The 14931-nt window shown below is 69.4% G+C and carries 12 protein-coding genes; 7 read left to right on the top strand and 5 right to left on the bottom strand.

Features of this window, described 5'->3' with window-relative positions; genetic code table 11:
* Nucleotides 1-63: 63 nt before the first annotated feature.
* Nucleotides 64-1407 carry a glutamate--tRNA ligase gene (gene gltX, locus ACWPXE_RS18005; RefSeq protein ID WP_454018878.1) on the bottom strand — a complete coding sequence of 448 codons (1344 nt, stop codon included), beginning with the start codon at nucleotides 1405-1407 and terminating at the stop codon, nucleotides 64-66.
* 250 nt (nucleotides 1408-1657) lie between these two features.
* Between gltX and ipdC the strand changes: the two genes are divergently transcribed.
* From ipdC to ACWPXE_RS17985, 4 genes are all read left to right on the top strand, one after another.
* On the top strand, nucleotides 1658-3295 hold the full coding sequence (gene ipdC / locus ACWPXE_RS18000) for an indolepyruvate/phenylpyruvate decarboxylase (protein ID WP_454018877.1): 1638 nt from the start codon (nucleotides 1658-1660) through the stop codon (nucleotides 3293-3295).
* 99 nt (nucleotides 3296-3394) lie between these two features.
* Nucleotides 3395-4063, top strand: a complete 669-nt coding sequence (gene elbB / locus ACWPXE_RS17995; protein ID WP_454018876.1) for an isoprenoid biosynthesis glyoxalase ElbB — start codon at nucleotides 3395-3397, stop codon at nucleotides 4061-4063.
* A 142-nt stretch (nucleotides 4064-4205) separates the two neighbouring features.
* Entirely contained in the window at nucleotides 4206-4775 is a 570-nt protein-coding gene (locus tag ACWPXE_RS17990) for a hypothetical protein (protein ID WP_014239485.1), read from the top strand.
* 157 nt (nucleotides 4776-4932) lie between these two features.
* Complete coding sequence (locus ACWPXE_RS17985; protein WP_454018875.1) at nucleotides 4933-5172, top strand: hypothetical protein; 240 nt, start codon at nucleotides 4933-4935, stop codon at nucleotides 5170-5172.
* 109 nt (nucleotides 5173-5281) lie between these two features.
* On the opposite strand, the gene ACWPXE_RS17980 is transcribed toward ACWPXE_RS17985, so the two are convergent.
* A complete protein-coding gene (locus ACWPXE_RS17980; protein WP_454018874.1) occupies nucleotides 5282-6946 on the bottom strand; it encodes an NAD+ synthase in 1665 nt (554 codons plus the stop codon).
* A 146-nt stretch (nucleotides 6947-7092) separates the two neighbouring features.
* Between ACWPXE_RS17980 and ACWPXE_RS17975 the strand changes: the two genes are divergently transcribed.
* From ACWPXE_RS17975 to ACWPXE_RS17965, 3 genes are all read left to right on the top strand, one after another.
* Nucleotides 7093-8661 carry an FAD-dependent oxidoreductase gene (locus ACWPXE_RS17975; protein ID WP_454018873.1) on the top strand — a complete coding sequence of 523 codons (1569 nt, stop codon included), beginning with the start codon at nucleotides 7093-7095 and terminating at the stop codon, nucleotides 8659-8661.
* A 127-nt stretch (nucleotides 8662-8788) separates the two neighbouring features.
* A complete protein-coding gene (locus ACWPXE_RS17970; RefSeq protein WP_454018872.1) occupies nucleotides 8789-9778 on the top strand; it encodes a hypothetical protein in 990 nt (329 codons plus the stop codon).
* Nucleotides 9779-9912: 134 nt separating this feature from the next.
* The gene (locus tag ACWPXE_RS17965; protein ID WP_188259067.1) at nucleotides 9913-10332 is read left to right on the top strand and encodes a nuclear transport factor 2 family protein; all 420 of its coding nucleotides are present in this window, start codon (nucleotides 9913-9915) and stop codon (nucleotides 10330-10332) included.
* Between the two features lie 28 nt (nucleotides 10333-10360).
* Here the strand turns inward: ACWPXE_RS17965 and ACWPXE_RS17960 are convergent, their stop codons facing one another.
* From ACWPXE_RS17960 to ACWPXE_RS17950, 3 genes are all read right to left on the bottom strand, one after another.
* Nucleotides 10361-11515, bottom strand: a complete 1155-nt coding sequence (locus tag ACWPXE_RS17960; RefSeq protein ID WP_237904201.1) for a serine hydrolase domain-containing protein — start codon at nucleotides 11513-11515, stop codon at nucleotides 10361-10363.
* A 180-nt stretch (nucleotides 11516-11695) separates the two neighbouring features.
* Nucleotides 11696-13387: a glycosyltransferase family 39 protein gene (locus ACWPXE_RS17955; protein ID WP_454018871.1), complete on the bottom strand. Its 1692-nt coding sequence runs from the start codon at nucleotides 13385-13387 to the stop codon at nucleotides 11696-11698.
* Nucleotides 13384-14535: a glycosyltransferase family 2 protein gene (locus tag ACWPXE_RS17950; RefSeq protein ID WP_454018870.1), complete on the bottom strand. Its 1152-nt coding sequence runs from the start codon at nucleotides 14533-14535 to the stop codon at nucleotides 13384-13386. Before ACWPXE_RS17950 ends, ACWPXE_RS17955 begins: the two co-directional genes overlap by 4 nt.
* Nucleotides 14536-14931 lie beyond the last annotated feature (396 nt).

Below are 14931 nucleotides of genomic sequence, written 5' to 3'. Positions count from 1 at the left end.
ACTTTTCCGGCCTTTCGGCCGCCCCCTCATCCTAACCTTCTCCCCAGGGGGGAGAAGGGACTCTTACGCGGTCTCTCCCGCGAGGCGCTTCTGCGCGCGGGTTCGGCCGATCAGGGGTAGCAGGTTCTTCAATTCCGGTCCATGGTCCCGCCCGGTGAGGGCGCGGCGCAGGGGGAGGAACAAATCCTTGCCCTTCCGGCCCGTCTTCGCCTTCACCGCACCCGTCCAGGTTCCCCAGGTGGAGAAGTCCCACGGCTCCTCCGGCAGCAGGGCCGCCGCCTCGGCCAGGAAGGCGGGATCGTCCGCCACCGGGGCGACCGGGGCGTGGGTCACCGCCCACCAGTCGCGGGCCTCGGCGACGCGCGACAGGTTGGGGCGCACCGCCTCCCAGAAGGCGGCGTCGGCATCATCCAGACCGAGCGCGGCCAGCTCCCCGGCGACCCGTTCGAAGGGCAGCAGGTGGAGGATGCGGGCGTTCAGCCGCAGCAGCTCCTCCGGGTCGAACTTCGGGGTGGCACGGGACACCTTGGCGATGTCGAACTCGGCCACCAACTCGTCCAGAGTCAGCCGCGGCTCGATGGCGTCGGAGGTGCCGAGTTTGGCGAGCAGGCTGGCCAGTGCCATCGGCTCGATCCCCTCCTCCTCGCGCAAAGACGCCACAGACAGGCTGCCCAGCCGCTTGGACAGGCCCTGTCCCGTTGCGTCGGTCAGCAACGGCAGATGGGCGAAGACCGGGACCGCTCCACCAACCGCCTCAAAAATTTGGATCTGCACCGCCGTGTTGGCGACGTGGTCCTCGCCGCGGATGACGTGGGTGATGGCGAGGTCGGCGTCGTCCACCACGCTGGTCAGCGTGTAGAGCGGGCGCCCGTCCTCGCGGATCAGCACGGGGTCGCTGAGAGCCGCGCCCTCGAAATGCACCGGCCCGCGCACGAGGTCGGTCCATTCGACCGGTGTGTGCTCCAGCTTGAAGCGCCAGTGCGGCTTGCGCCCCTCCGCTTCCAGGCGGTCGCGGTCGGCGTCCCTCAGGCGGAGCGCCGCGCGGTCGTAGATCGGCGGACGGCCCTGCGAGACGAGGCTGGCGCGCTTGAGGTTCAGCTCCTCCGGCGTCTCGTAGCAGGGGTAGAGCCGCCCGCTGGCCTTCAGCGCCGCGGCCACCTCGTCGTAGCGGCCATAGCGGTCGCTTTCCCGCGCGAAGCGGTCCCAGGTCAGGCCGAGCCAGGTCAGGTCCCGCTCGATCCCCTCCGCGTATTCCGGCTTGGAACGCTCCTCGTCCGTGTCGTCGAGGCGCAGCAGGAAATTGCCGCCCGCCTTGCGCGCGAACAGCCAGTTGACGAGCGCGAGGCGCACATTGCCGACATGGAGGAGACCGGTCGGGCTGGGGGCGAAGCGGACGGCGACGGACATGCGGGCATCATTCGAAAGTCGGGACGGGCCGGCAGTCGTAGCACGCCGCGCGCCCGTCCGAAAGACGCCCATCAGGCGCCGCGGGGCCTATCGCGTTTGGCGTCTGACCCCTCTCCCGCCTCTCCATAATTTCCAGCGCAAATAGATTGTTTCGAATGAAACAATTCTTGCGCGGAGCGGTGCCGGAGGCGATCCTGTCCCCCTGTGCGGGTTTTCGACCCGCGAAACCAATTGGAACGGGAGAGCGGCCATGAAGCTGGCCGAAGCCCTGCTGCGCGCGCTGAAGGATCGCGGCGCACAGGCCATGTTCGGGATTCCGGGCGATTTCGCCTTGCCCTTCTTCAAGGTGGCGGAGGAAACGCAAATCCTGCCGCTCCACACACTGAGCCACGAGCCGGCGGTGGGCTTCGCGGCGGACGCGGCGGCGCGCTACAGCTCCACGCTGGGGGTGGCGGCGGTCACCTACGGGGCGGGCGCCTTCAACATGGTGAACGCGGTGGCCGGCGCCTACGCCGAGAAGTCGCCGGTCGTCGTCATCTCCGGCGCGCCGGGCACGACGGAAGGCAACGCCGGCCTGCTGCTGCACCACCAGGGCCGCACGCTGGACACGCAGTTCCAGGTGTTCAAGGAGATCACCGTCGCCCAGGCGCGGCTGGACGACCCGGCCAAGGCCCCGGCGGAGATCGCCCGCGTGCTGGGCGCCGCCCGCGCCCTGTCGCGCCCCGTCTATCTGGAAATCCCCCGCAACATGGTCAACGCCGAGGTCGAGCCGGTGGGCGACGACCCCGCCTGGCCGGTGGACCGCGACGCGCTGGCCGCCTGCGCGGACGAGGTGCTGGCGGCCATGCGCGCGGCCACGTCGCCGGTGCTGATGGTCTGCGTCGAGGTCCGCCGCTACGGGCTGGAGGCCAAGGTCGCGGAGCTGGCGCAGCGGCTGGGCGTGCCGGTGGTGACCACCTTCATGGGGCGCGGCCTGCTGGCCGACGCGCCGACCCCGCCGCTCGGCACCTACATCGGCGTCGCCGGCGACGCGGAGATCACCCGGCTGGTCGAGGAGTCGGACGGGCTGTTCCTGCTCGGCGCCATCCTCAGCGACACCAACTTCGCGGTGTCCCAGCGCAAGATCGACCTGCGCAAGACCATCCACGCCTTCGACCGGGCGGTGACTCTGGGCTATCACACCTACGCCGACATCCCGCTGGGCGGGCTGGTGGACGCGCTGCTGGAGCGGCTGCCGCCGTCCGACCGGACGACGCGCGGCAAGGAGCCCCACGCCTATCCGACCGGCCTGCAGGCGGACGGCGAACCGATCGCCCCGATGGACATCGCCCGCGCCGTCAACGACCGCGTCCGCGCCGGGCAGGAGCCGCTGCTGATCGCCGCGGACATGGGCGACTGCCTGTTCACCGCCATGGACATGATCGACGCCGGGCTGATGGCGCCGGGCTACTATGCGGGCATGGGCTTCGGCGTGCCGGCGGGCATCGGGGCGCAGTGCGTGTCGGGCGGCAAGCGCATCCTGACCGTGGTCGGCGACGGCGCCTTCCAGATGACCGGGTGGGAGCTTGGCAACTGCCGACGGCTGGGCATCGACCCCATCGTGATCCTGTTCAACAACGCCAGCTGGGAGATGCTGCGCACCTTCCAGCCCGAATCCGCCTTCAACGACCTGGACGACTGGCGCTTCGCCGACATGGCGGCGGGCATGGGCGGCGACGGCGTCCGCGTGCGCACACGGGCGGAGCTGAAGGCGGCGCTGGACAAGGCCTTCGCCACGCGCGGGCGCTTCCAGCTGATCGAGGCGATGATCCCGCGCGGCGTGCTGTCCGACACGCTGGCCCGCTTCGTCCAAGGGCAGAAGCGCCTGCACGCCGCACCCCGGGAGTAAGGTCGGAGGAGTAGGCGTGAGCGCGGCCGTGGGGTAGGGTTTCCGGCAACCCTCCCCACCGGGGCGGAACACGGGAAATGAACAAGGAGGACTCACCCCATGTCGGACAAGCCGTTGCGCATCGCGGTCGTGCTCTCGGGCTGCGGCGTCTATGACGGGGCGGAGATTCACGAGGCGGTGTGCACCCTGCTGGCGATCAGCCGCGCTGGGGCGGAGGCCGTGTGCTTTGCCCCCAACGTCGCGCAGGCCCACGTCGTCGACCACCTGACCGGCGAGGAGGCGGCGGAGACCCGCAACGTGCTGGCCGAGTCCGCCCGCATCGCCCGCGGCAAGGTCGCCGACCTCGCGACCTTCGACGCGGCGGCGGTGGACGCGCTGATTTTCCCCGGCGGCTTCGGCGCGGCCAAGAACCTGTGCGATTTCGCCTTCAAGGGCGCGAACTGCACGGTCAACCCGGACGTCGAGGCGGCCGTGCGTGCCATGCGCGACGCCGGCAAGCCGATCGGCGCCCTGTGCATCGCCCCGGCCATCCTGGCCACGCTGTTCGGCCCGGAGGGGATCGAACTCACCATCGGCTCCGACGCCGTGACCGCCGCCGCGCTGGAGAGCCTGGGGGCGAAGCACAGCGTCACCGGCCATGGCGAGATCGTGACCGACCGGCGTCTGAAGGTCGTGACCTCTCCCTGCTACATGCTGGACGCCAGCCTCGCGCAGATCGCCGAGGGCGCCGAGAACGCCGTCCGCGCGCTGATCGGGCTGGCCCGTTAAGCTGTTGTTGCGCTTGCGCTAAGGGGCGGATGCCGAAGCGGGATACCCCCTTCGGCATCGCTACCGCGCAACAATTCGTTAACCATAAAAGCCCACCCTGTCCCTGCTTTCGGGCAGAATTTATTCAGGGACGAGGACGGCGATGACCTGCATTGTTGGCTTGGTGGACGGCGATCGTGTGTGGATGGGCGGTGACAGCGCGGGCGTGAACGGCCTGGACATCACCGTGCGCGCGGACACCAAGGTGTTCCGCAACGCCGACCTGCTGATCGGCTTCACCAGCAGCTTCCGCATGGGCCAGCTTCTGCATTACCGGCTGGAGCCGCCGCACCGCGACCCCGAGGCCGACGTCTTCCGCTACATGGTCGTCGATTTCGTGGACGCCGTGCGCGGCTGCCTGAAGGACGGCGGCTACGCCCACCGCTCCAACGACGTGGAGACCGGCGGCACCTTCATGGTCGGGTACGAGGGGCGCCTCTTCTCCATCCAGTCCGACTATCAGGTGGGCGAGGCGGTGCGCGGCTATCACGCCATCGGCTGCGGGTCCGACTACGCGCTGGGCTCGCTCGCCTCCACGGTCGGCCTGCCGGCGGAGGAGCGGGTGCTGAAGGCGCTGGAATGCGCCGAGCTGTTCAGCGGCGGCGTGCGCGCGCCCTTCACCATCCAGTCGATGGTCCGCCGCCCGCATCTGGCGTTGACCGAAGCGGCGTAAAGTCACAATAAAATTCAGGACTTTCCGCGCCGTTTTCGCCATCCGGCAAGACGGCGCGAAGTCGTGCCCGCACCGCGGCAAACTGTGTTATAGGGATGCCGCTCCGTCCCAAAGAGATGGAGAACAAAAAGACCATAAATACAGTGGGTGCTAGAGAATGGTTGACCAAACTGTTGGTGACGCGGATCGTTTGATTGGCGAAGAATCTCGCGGTGTCTCGGGCTTGGTGCATGGCCTGCCGGCTTACTGCAATTCGCCTTACTTCGTGTTTCCGGCGCTGATCCTTCTGCTGATCATGCCGCTGTCGATCATTTTCCACCCGTCCTGGATCGTTCCGCTGGCCGAGCTGTACGCGGTCGGCATGATGGCGACGATCATCCGCCTGACGCGCGGGTGAACTGCGGGTCTTGCTCCCACCCTTCCCATGATGCGCATAGGCCCCTTCCCTCCCCTGCGAAGCGGGGGAGGGTTAGGGAGGGGGCAATGCGCTTTACTCCCTCAACACCTCACGCAATGCTCTCGAACCCGTTGGTGATCGGATAGCGCCGCTCGCGGTTGAAAAGCCGCGGTGTGATCTTCGGGCCGGGAGGCGCCTGGCGGCGCTTGTATTCGGCCAGATGCAGCATGCGCCAGACCCTGTCCACCACCTCCGGCGCGTGGCCGCGGGCGGCGATCTCCGCCACGCCCAGATCCTTCTCCACCAGACAGCGCAGAATGTCGTCCAGCGCATCGTAGGGCGGCAGCGTGTCCTGGTCGGTCTGGCCGGGCTTCAGCTCCGCGGTCGGGGCCTTGACCAGCACGCGCTCCGGAACGACGCGTCCCGCCGGGCCGAGCGCGCCCTCCGGCACCTGCGCGTTGCGCCAGCGCGCCAGCGTGTAGACGGTCGTCTTATAGACGTCCTTCAGCACGGCGTAGCCGCCGCACATGTCGCCGTAAAGCGTGGCGTAGCCGACCGACATCTCCGACTTGTTGCCGGTGGACAGCACCATGGGGCCGAACTTGTTGGACAGCGCCATCAGCGTGACGCCGCGGGAGCGCGCCTGAATGTTCTCCTCCGTGGCGTCCGGGTCACGACCCGCGAAGGCCGGCAAGAGCATCCGCTCGAACGCCTCCATCGCCGGGACGATGGGAACGGTGTCCAGCTTGCAGCCCAGCAGCTCCGCCGATTCCGCGGCGTCGTCCAGGCTGTCCTGCGCGGTATAGGGCGACGGCATCATCACGCCGTGCACCCGCTCGGCGCCCAGGGCGTCCACCGCGATGGCCGCCGACAGCGCCGAGTCGATTCCACCCGACAGGCCCAGGACGACGCCGGGAAAGCGGTTCTTGGTCACATAGTCGCGCAAGGCCAGCACCAGCGCCGCGTAGACCGACTCCAGACCCTCCGGCGGAGCGACGCATTCCGTGTCGGCGCAACTCCAGACATCGTCGGCGCCGCGCTCCCAGCGGGTGATCAGCAAATGCTCGGTGAAGGCGGGGGCCTGCGCAACCAGCCGGCAATCGGCGCTCAGCGCGAAGCTGGCACCGTCGAAGACCAGCTCGTCCTGTCCGCCCACCTGATTCACGTAGAGCAGCGGCAGGCCCGACTCGGTGACCCGCCGCACGGCAAGCTGGACGCGCTGGTCGTGCTTGTCCAGCTCGAACGGGCTGCCGTTGGGGACCACCAGGATCTCCGCCCCGCTTTCCGCCAGCGTCTCGATCACGTCGGTGGACCACATGTCCTCGCAGATCGGAACACCCAGCCGCACGCCGCGGACGTTGATCGGGCCGGGCAGCGGACCGGGGACGAAGACGCGCTTCTCATCGAAGACGCCATAGTTTGGCAGGTCCACCTTGAAGCGGGTCGCCGCGACCGTTCCGCCGTCGAGCAACAGGGCGGCGTTGTGGCGTTTGTCGCCATCGCGCCAGGGCGCGCCGACCAGCAGGGCCGGGCCACCATCCGCCGTCTCGGCGGCGAGTTCACGCACCGCCTGCTCCACCACGTCCAGGAAGAAGGGCTTCAGCACCAGATCCTCCGGCGGGTAGCCGGTCACTGCCAGCTCCGGGCAGACCACAAGGTCGGCGCCGCGCGCGGCGGCCTCCGCCCGCGCGTCGCGGATGCGGTCGATGTTGGCGGCGATGGCGCCGACGGTCGGGTTGATCTGGGCCAGCGCGATGGAGAAGCGGTCAGTCATGGCGGCGTCGTCCGAGAAAGCGGCGGATCGGCGACACCGTAACAGCCGGAGGCCGGGGGCGGAAGCGGCGCACGGCCGCAGCGGAACCGCCCCACCGCAAGCTGTGTTGCCGGAAGGACAGGACGCCAACAGAAGGATGACCGGTCATGCAGAAGTCCGGGCAGGGTTCCGGTGCCACGACCTCCGTCTGGATGGACCGCGGCGGGGCGGCGATGCCCGCCGGGACGGTCGCCCCCACCGCCGCGGCGCTGGGCGCCCTGCGCCCTGATGTGATCGTCGTCGGGGCGGGCATCGCCGGGGTGACCACCGCCTATCTGCTCCAGCGCTCCGGCAAGTCGGTTCTGCTGCTGGACGACGGGCCGCCGGGCGGCGGCGAGACCGGGCGCACCACGGCGCATCTCTCCAACGTCATCGACGACCGCTTCACCGAGATCGAACGGCTGCACAGCGAGTCCGGCGCCCGCATGGCCGCGGACAGCCACGGCGGCGCCATCGACACCATCGAGCGGATCGCCCGCGAGGAGGGCATCGACTGCGGCTTCGCCCGGATCGACGGTTATCTGATGCTGGCGCCGGGGCAGGACCCCGCCAGTTTGGACCGCGAGCGCGACGCCGCCCGCCGCGCCGGGCTGGACGATGTGGAGCGGCTGGACACCCCGCCCATCCGGCATCCCGGCCCCTGCCTGCGCTTCCCCCGGCAGGCCCGCGTCCACGCGCTCGATTATCTGGCCGGGCTGACCCGCGCCTTCCTGGCGCGCGGCGGCGCGCTGGCCACCGGGGCGCATGTCTCAATGATCCGGCAGGACGGGGAGCGCGTGCGCGTCGAGGCCGGGCCGGACCACGCGCTGGTCGAGGCCGATGCGGTGGTCGTCGCCACCAACTCCCCGATCAGCGACCGCTTCGCCATCCATTCCAAGCAGGCGCCCTACCGCACCTACGCCATTTCCCTGCGGGTGCCGAAGGGCAGCGTGCCCGACGCCCTCTATTGGGACACGCTCGACACCTATCACTATGTGCGGCTCCAGCCGGAGGCCGACCACGATCGGCTGATCGTCGGCGGCGAGGACCACAAGACCGGCGAGGCCCGCGACATGACCGAACGCTGGGCCGCGCTGGAGGCCTGGACGCGCGCGCATTTCCCCCAGGCCAGGGCGGTCGAGCACCGCTGGTCCGGGCAGGTGATGGAGCCCTTCGACGGGCTGGCCTTCATCGGCCCCGACCCGGCCTATGGCGGGCGGGTCTTCGTCGCGACCGGCGACAGCGGCATGGGCATGACCCACGGCACCATCGCCGGGCTGGTCCTGTGCGAGCTGATCCACGGCAGCGGCAGCCCGTGGGCCGCGCTGTACGACCCCGGCCGCAAGATGGCCAACAAGCTCGGCACCTACCTGCGGGAGAACCTGGACGCCGCCCGCCACTTCCTGCCCTACGTGCAGGGGCCGGAGCTGGAGGGGGAGGACCGCATCGAGCCCGGACAGGGCGCGGTCCTGAAATCGGGCGTCTGGCCCGTCGCCGTCTTCCGCGACGAGTCGGGGGCGCTGCTCCGCCGCTCCGCCATCTGCCCCCATCTGAAATGCGTGGTGCGCTGGAATCCCGGCGAGCGGAGTTGGGACTGCCCCTGCCACGGCTCCCGCTTCGCCGTGGACGGAACGGTTCTGAACGGCCCGGCCACCCAGCCCCTCGCGCCCGTGGAGGACTCCGCAAGCAAAAACTGATAAAATCCTTCGAAACCGAAGAGTTTCGACCGGGCGTTGCAGGAGCCCTGCGACGAATTAACCTGTGGTAAAGGACTCCGGTACGATCATACCCTTACGGCGAAACGATCACGCGCGGGAGGCGGCGATGTATTACTCGGAAATGTCCGGACCGACAGGGACGACCAGCACGGTCCTGCAACAGGCGAACAACGCCAAGAAGGCAACCGAGAGCAAGGCCGCGGACGGCGCCAAGGCCACCGCCACGACCGCCGCCGACGCCGCGACTCCCGCGAAAAGCGCCAGCCCGGCCTACACGATCAGCCAGTCGATGGAAAACCTGCTCGACAACCTGTCGGGCAAGAAGCCCGCCGCGGCGGGTGCCGACGGTGCCAACTCCGGAGCGGCGGGCGACGCGGCCGCCGGCGGCAAGACCGGCTCCCAGGCGATGGCCGACCGGGCCAAGCAGGCCGAGCAGATCATGCAGAAGGCGCTGGAGCAGTCCAAGGGCCTCTCCGGCCTGTTCGAGAAGGCCATCGACAACATGGCCGGCGATCTCGGCAGCCTGCTCGGCGGGCTGGGTATGTCGGACGACGACGTGAAGGGCGCCGTCGGCGATTTCGGCAGCGCCATGAAGGACAAGCTGAAGTCCATGGATTTCAGCCAGATGGGCATGAGCATGGAGGAGGCCCGGTCGCAGTGGTCCATCGAGTCCCGCGGCATGGAGCTGACCATCCAGGATGGCGACAAGTCGGTCCGCATCTCCTTCGCCAAGTCCACCCTGGACTTCACCCGCGAGGACCGCGGGCTGGCGGCCACGCTGAACGCGGACGGCTCGGGCAGCGCCATGTTCTCCGCCGCCACGACCAAGGTGTCCGGCAAAGCCACCGGCATGATCGTCCGCGCCAACGGCTTCAGCGATGACGAGATCAAGGGCGTCCTGGAAAAGCTGAACGGCATGGCCGCGAAGGGCGGGATGAACGGCCTCGGCGCCCTGACCCCGACCAAGAGCGCCGATGGCGTGATGCACCTGAACCTCGACCTGTCGCAGCCCATCCCCGGCCTGACCGACGGCAGCAGCGCCGCCAAGGGCGCCGCCGCAGCGGAAGCGTCCCAGAAGGTGGACATCAAGGCGTGAGGAGGGGCGGGTCGTTTTCCCGGAAGGGACGCCCGCAAAAGGGGTGCGATCTGTGATAACGGGGGCCGGCGCTTGCCGTCCAGCCGGCTCCCTGTATAGAAGCGGCTTTCGCTGTTTCGGAGTTTCGCTTCCCCATGACCGACCGCAACGCCGTTCTGGCCGCGAACCGGGCTTTTTACCAAGCCTTCACCGGGCGTGACTTCCCCGCCATGGACCGGCTGTGGGCCTCCCGCCTGCCCGTGTCCTGCATCCATCCCGGCTGGACCATCCTGTTCGGCCGGGAGGCGGTGGTGTCGAGTTGGCAGGACGTTCTGCGTTCCCCCCGCGGCCCAGCGGTGCAGGCACGCAACGAACGCGTCAGCCTGTACGGCGACACCGCCGTCGTCCTCTGCGAGGAGATCGTGGGAGACGCGGTGCTGGCGGCGACCAACCTGTTCGCGCGCGAGGACGGCGAGTGGCGGCTGGCCCACCATCAGGCCGGACCGGTCGCCGAACCCGCCTCGCAAATCCTGACGCCTCCCGACCGCCTGCCCCCCGGCGGCCTGCTGCACTGACGGGCGGCCCCTCTTCCCCCTCGCGCGTTCAGCGACGCTCCGCCGCCCTCTCCAACTGCCAGATCAGATCGCCCACCACCCGGTCGGCGGTGATCCGCTCGGGGTCGCTGTTGGTCAGAGCCACCGCGGCCCAGCGGTGGGCGCGTGAGAAGGCGATGTAGGCGTTGAAGCCGCCGGTGGAACCGGAATGCCAGAGAATCGGCGTGCCGTCCGCCGCCCAGGCGACGAACCAGCCCAGCGCCATCGCCCCCTGCCCGAGCGCCCCCGGGTCGCGCAGCGCCCGCCCGTCCACCTGCACCGACTGGGCGAGCGCCAGCGTCCCGGCGGTCTCCTCGTCGCAGGCGGCCTTTCCCAGGCCGGTGCAGTCGCCCATGTTGGCGCGCAGCCAGCGCAGCAGGTCGTCGGCGGTGGAGTAGAGGCCGAAGGAAGGCTGCATGGCCGGCGCCTCCCAATCCGGCACCACCTGCCCGCGGGCGTGGCCCACCGCCTTGCGGGCGCGCTGCCCGGCCGTGGGCGTCAGGGTGGTGTCGGTCATGCCGAAACGGTCGGTGACCACCCGTTTCAGCAGGGTCTCATAGGGAATGCCGGAGGCGGTGGACAGCGCCTCGCCCAGCACCGCCATGCCGACATTGGAGTAGCGGAAGCGCGTGCCCGGCGGCACCGTCAGGCTGAAGCCGGACAGCCACGCCCCCACCTCTTCCCGCGTCAGCGGCTTGTAGGGGTTGCGCGGGTCCTCCAGCCGGCTCCAGGAGAAGCGCGGTGTCTCCGGCACGTTGGGCAACCCGGCCGTGTGGGTGGCGAGGTCGAGCAGGCGGATCGGCGTGCCGTCGAAGTCCGGGGCGTGGACCGGCTTGGGCAGATGGCGGGCCAGCGGGTCGGTCGGGGCGACGCGCCCGGCGCGGATCAGCTCGGCCAGGATGGTGCCGGTGAACGGCTTGGTCAGCGAGGCGATCTGGAACAGGGTGCGCCCGTCCGGCGGGCCGCCGTCGGGCCGCCCGCTGTCGCCGCGCCCGACGACGAGGCTGCGCCCGTCGCGGATCACCCCGACGACGATGCTGCCCGCCCCCGCCTCGGCCAGCCGCCGGTCGGCCAGCGCGGTCACCGCCTCCCGCAGACGGTCCGGGGCCACTCCGTCCGCCGGGGCCGGGGCCGTCGCCCAGACGGTGAGCGTAAGAAACGACACGACACCGAGCACCGGCCCCCGCATCCCCACCCTCCGTCATCGGCGCGCGGAATGGGCGCGCTGAGGGAAGAGTGGGAAGCGGTCCCGCCCGGCGGTACGCCCGCGGACGGACATCACGCCAACGGAGCAGGCCGCGCCGGGCGGGTTAGGCCGGTAAGAAGCGGTTTACTCGGCCGGATTTTATTCGGTGGGAATTTCCGCCAGCGGCGGGCGGCGGTCCTTGACGATGGTCAGCGGCACGTCGGCGGCGGCGACCTCGATGATCGGCTGGCCGCCCAGCAGGCTTGGGCACTGCTTGACCTGGGTGAAGGCCATGAAGAAATCGGCCTTGCGCCAGTCCAGACCGGTGCCGTTGACCAGCTTCAGCCAGGGCGGCAGCTCGAAGCGCACGGCCAGCGTGTTGCCGCAGACCGAGAGGGTGTACTGGCGCGGCGGCGCCTTGCCGCCATTCTCGCGCTCCACCAGAGCGATCAGTTCGGCCAGCGCCTCGTGCTGGGAGTTGCCCCAGTAATCCAGCTCGAACCGGCCCTCGGCGCCCTTCAGCCCGCCGGTGAACTGGTTGTAGTAGACGTACTGGTTCGGGTGCATGGCGCCGAGCTGCCACGCGTACAGCACGGCCACCGCGATGGCCGCCGCCCCGTACGCCTGCCCCGTACGCCGGCCCAGCGCCTCCGCCCCGCTCCACAGCCGGTCGAAGGCGATGCCGGCCAGCACCGCCATCGGCGGCGCCACGAACAGGAAATGGCGGATGCCGTTGTAGACGGACGGGCGCATCAGCATGAACAGGATCACCGGCAGGAAGGCCGCCAGGGCCAGCGGCACCCAGCGCACCGCGCCGAAGGCGCCGTCCACGCTCCGCCAGCCGCCGCGCACCACCCAGAGGGCGGCCAGCACCACCGCAGCCAGGGTGCCCAGCAGAACCGCCTCCGGCAGCTTCACCCCCAGATAGACCGGCAGGTAGAGCGCCGGCGGGGCGGCGGAGCTGACCATCTGCCCCATGAACAGCGTCTGGATGTCGATGGGGAAGTGCGAGACGACGCGCAGCGCCTCCAGCGGGTTCAGCGGCTTCTGCACCGCCCAGGGCCAGAACAGCGCCATCACCGCGTAGGCCAGCGGAATGGCCGGCAGCAGGGGCGGCACGGAGCGCCGAACGACGCCCAGCGCCGGCCGCAGCCCGCCCTGCCACGCCACCAGCACGATATAGAGCGCCAGCGCCACCGCGAGGTAGAAGCCGGCCAGAACCCCGCCCACCCGGATCGACAGGGTCAGGCCTAGCGCCAGCCCGAACTTCAGCACGGCGCTGCGGCGCGGGGCCGGCATCTGGCCGATGATGCGGCTGGCGAAATAGAGCGTCCACACCATGCCCGCGGCGAAGGGCACGTCCTTGGTGTTGTTGAACATGGCGCCGTAATAGACGCCGGACAGCGCCAGCAGCGCCGCCGCCAGGAAGCCCGCCCGCGGCCCGGCCAGCAGCCGGGCGTAGCGCCAGCAGCCGGCGATGCCCAGCACCCCGACCAGCGCGCAGAGCAGGTGGCGCGTCTCGTACTCCTCGAACGGCGAGATCGGGACCACCAGGGCGGTCATCAGATCGAACAGCCCGCCATACAGGTACAGGTCCTTGAAATGGAAGGCCGAGCGGTCGGTGAAGCCGGACAGGTAGAAGGACAGCAGCTTCTTGCCGTAGATGTGCTGCACCTCCTCGTCGGTGCTGATCCCGTAGTTCCGGAAGGTCAGCGCGGCGAGGATGATCAGGCACAGCAGAAGCGCGCGCGCCATGTCGTCCCACAGGGCGCCGGCGCGGCGCTGGGAGAGGGCGCCCGCCGGGGGCGCCGCCCCGAGGGGATTCAGGCCGATCGGCGGCATCAGACTCATGAACGGCGGTCCTCGCTTCCGGGCTGGCGCCAAGCGCCTGCATTGGCCCCCGGATTGGCCGCCAAATTGGCTGATGGATTGGATGCCGGAGCCGCGGCCTCGTCCTCGAAGCCGTGCGCGGAACGGACGATGTAGAGGGGGCGCCCCTTCACCTCGTTGAAGACGCGGCCGAGATAGTCGCCGATGACCCCCAGCGTGACAAGCTGGATGCCACCCATGAACAGCACCGCGGCCAGCAGCGATTCATAGCCGGGCACATCAATGCCGTAGATCAGGGTGCGCAGCAGGCGCAGCAGGATGTAGACGAAGGCGAAGCCGGAGATCGCCATGCCCACCAGACTCCACACCCGCAACGGAAAGGTGGAGAAGGCGGTCAGCCCGTCGAAGGACAGGCTGAGCAGCTTCAGAAAGCCCCATTTGGTGTCGCCGCCGGCGCGCTCCCCCTGCTGGTAGGGGATGCTCGCCTGACGGAAGCCGACCCAGGCGAAGATGCCCTTCATGAAGCGCGTGCGTTCCGGCATGCGGTTGATGACGTCGACCACCCGGCGGTCCATCAGCCGGAAGTCGCCGACCTCGCGCGGCAGCTTGACCTCCGACAGGTTGTCGAAGATCCAATAGAAGGCGCGGGCGAACGCCCGGTGCTTCAGGCTCTGCCCCACCCGCGCGTGGCGCACGGCGACGACGACGTCGTAGCCCTCGCGCCACTTGGCGAGGAACTGCGGCAGCAGCTCCGGCGGGTGCTGCAGGTCGGCGTCCATCGGAACCACGGCGTCGCCGGTGGTGTGGCGCAGCCCGGCCGACAGGGCCAGCTCCTTGCCGAAGTTGCGCGACAGGTCGACCACCTTGACCCGTGGGTCGTCGTCATGGACGTCGAGCAGGCGGTCGAGCGTGTCGTCGCGGCTGCCGTCGTTGACGCAGACCACCTCCCACTCGGCGTCCAGCCGGTCGAGCACGGGCACCAGCCGCTCGAACAGCGCCGCAATGTTGGGACCTTCGTTGTAGAAGGGAATCACCACCGACAGGCGCCCCCGCTTCGTGCGGGCGGAGCGCGACGGCTTCGGGGCGGAAGCGGTGTCACCGGTGACGGGAGTGGGGGTGGGGGCAGGGTTGGCGGAGGTCGCCAGAGTGGGCGCGTCGGTCAGGGACATGGCCGGCCGTTGGGTCAGATGATCACGAGCCGGGTCGGAAGGGTCCAGGCAGGCGTCCCCGGCGGGGCGCTTCGCCCTTTGGCATATAGCACGATACATGTGGATGAGCAAAACGCCTCTATTGTGACCATCCACGGCCTAAGCCGTGACCAGCACACCGCTGGAACCGGCGCCGGAACGGTCCGTCGCTGGTGGGCTAACGCCACGGTCCCGACAAATATTCCAAGGCTCTGCAAAACCGCCAGAACCCGGAAGGATAAGGGCTTCCCCAAGCGTGCGTGGAGGGGATCCATGCCCGTTTTCGGGAGCCGGAAACCAGTTGGCACACTTAATGAATTGGTAAGCGGACGCTGCCATGTTTTGTATCTAAACCATCAGCCTCATCCGGAGTTTTCC

The organism is Azospirillum sp. Marseille-Q6669 (assembly GCF_965111635.1).
This window is presented reverse-complemented; position numbering and strand designations above follow the sequence as displayed.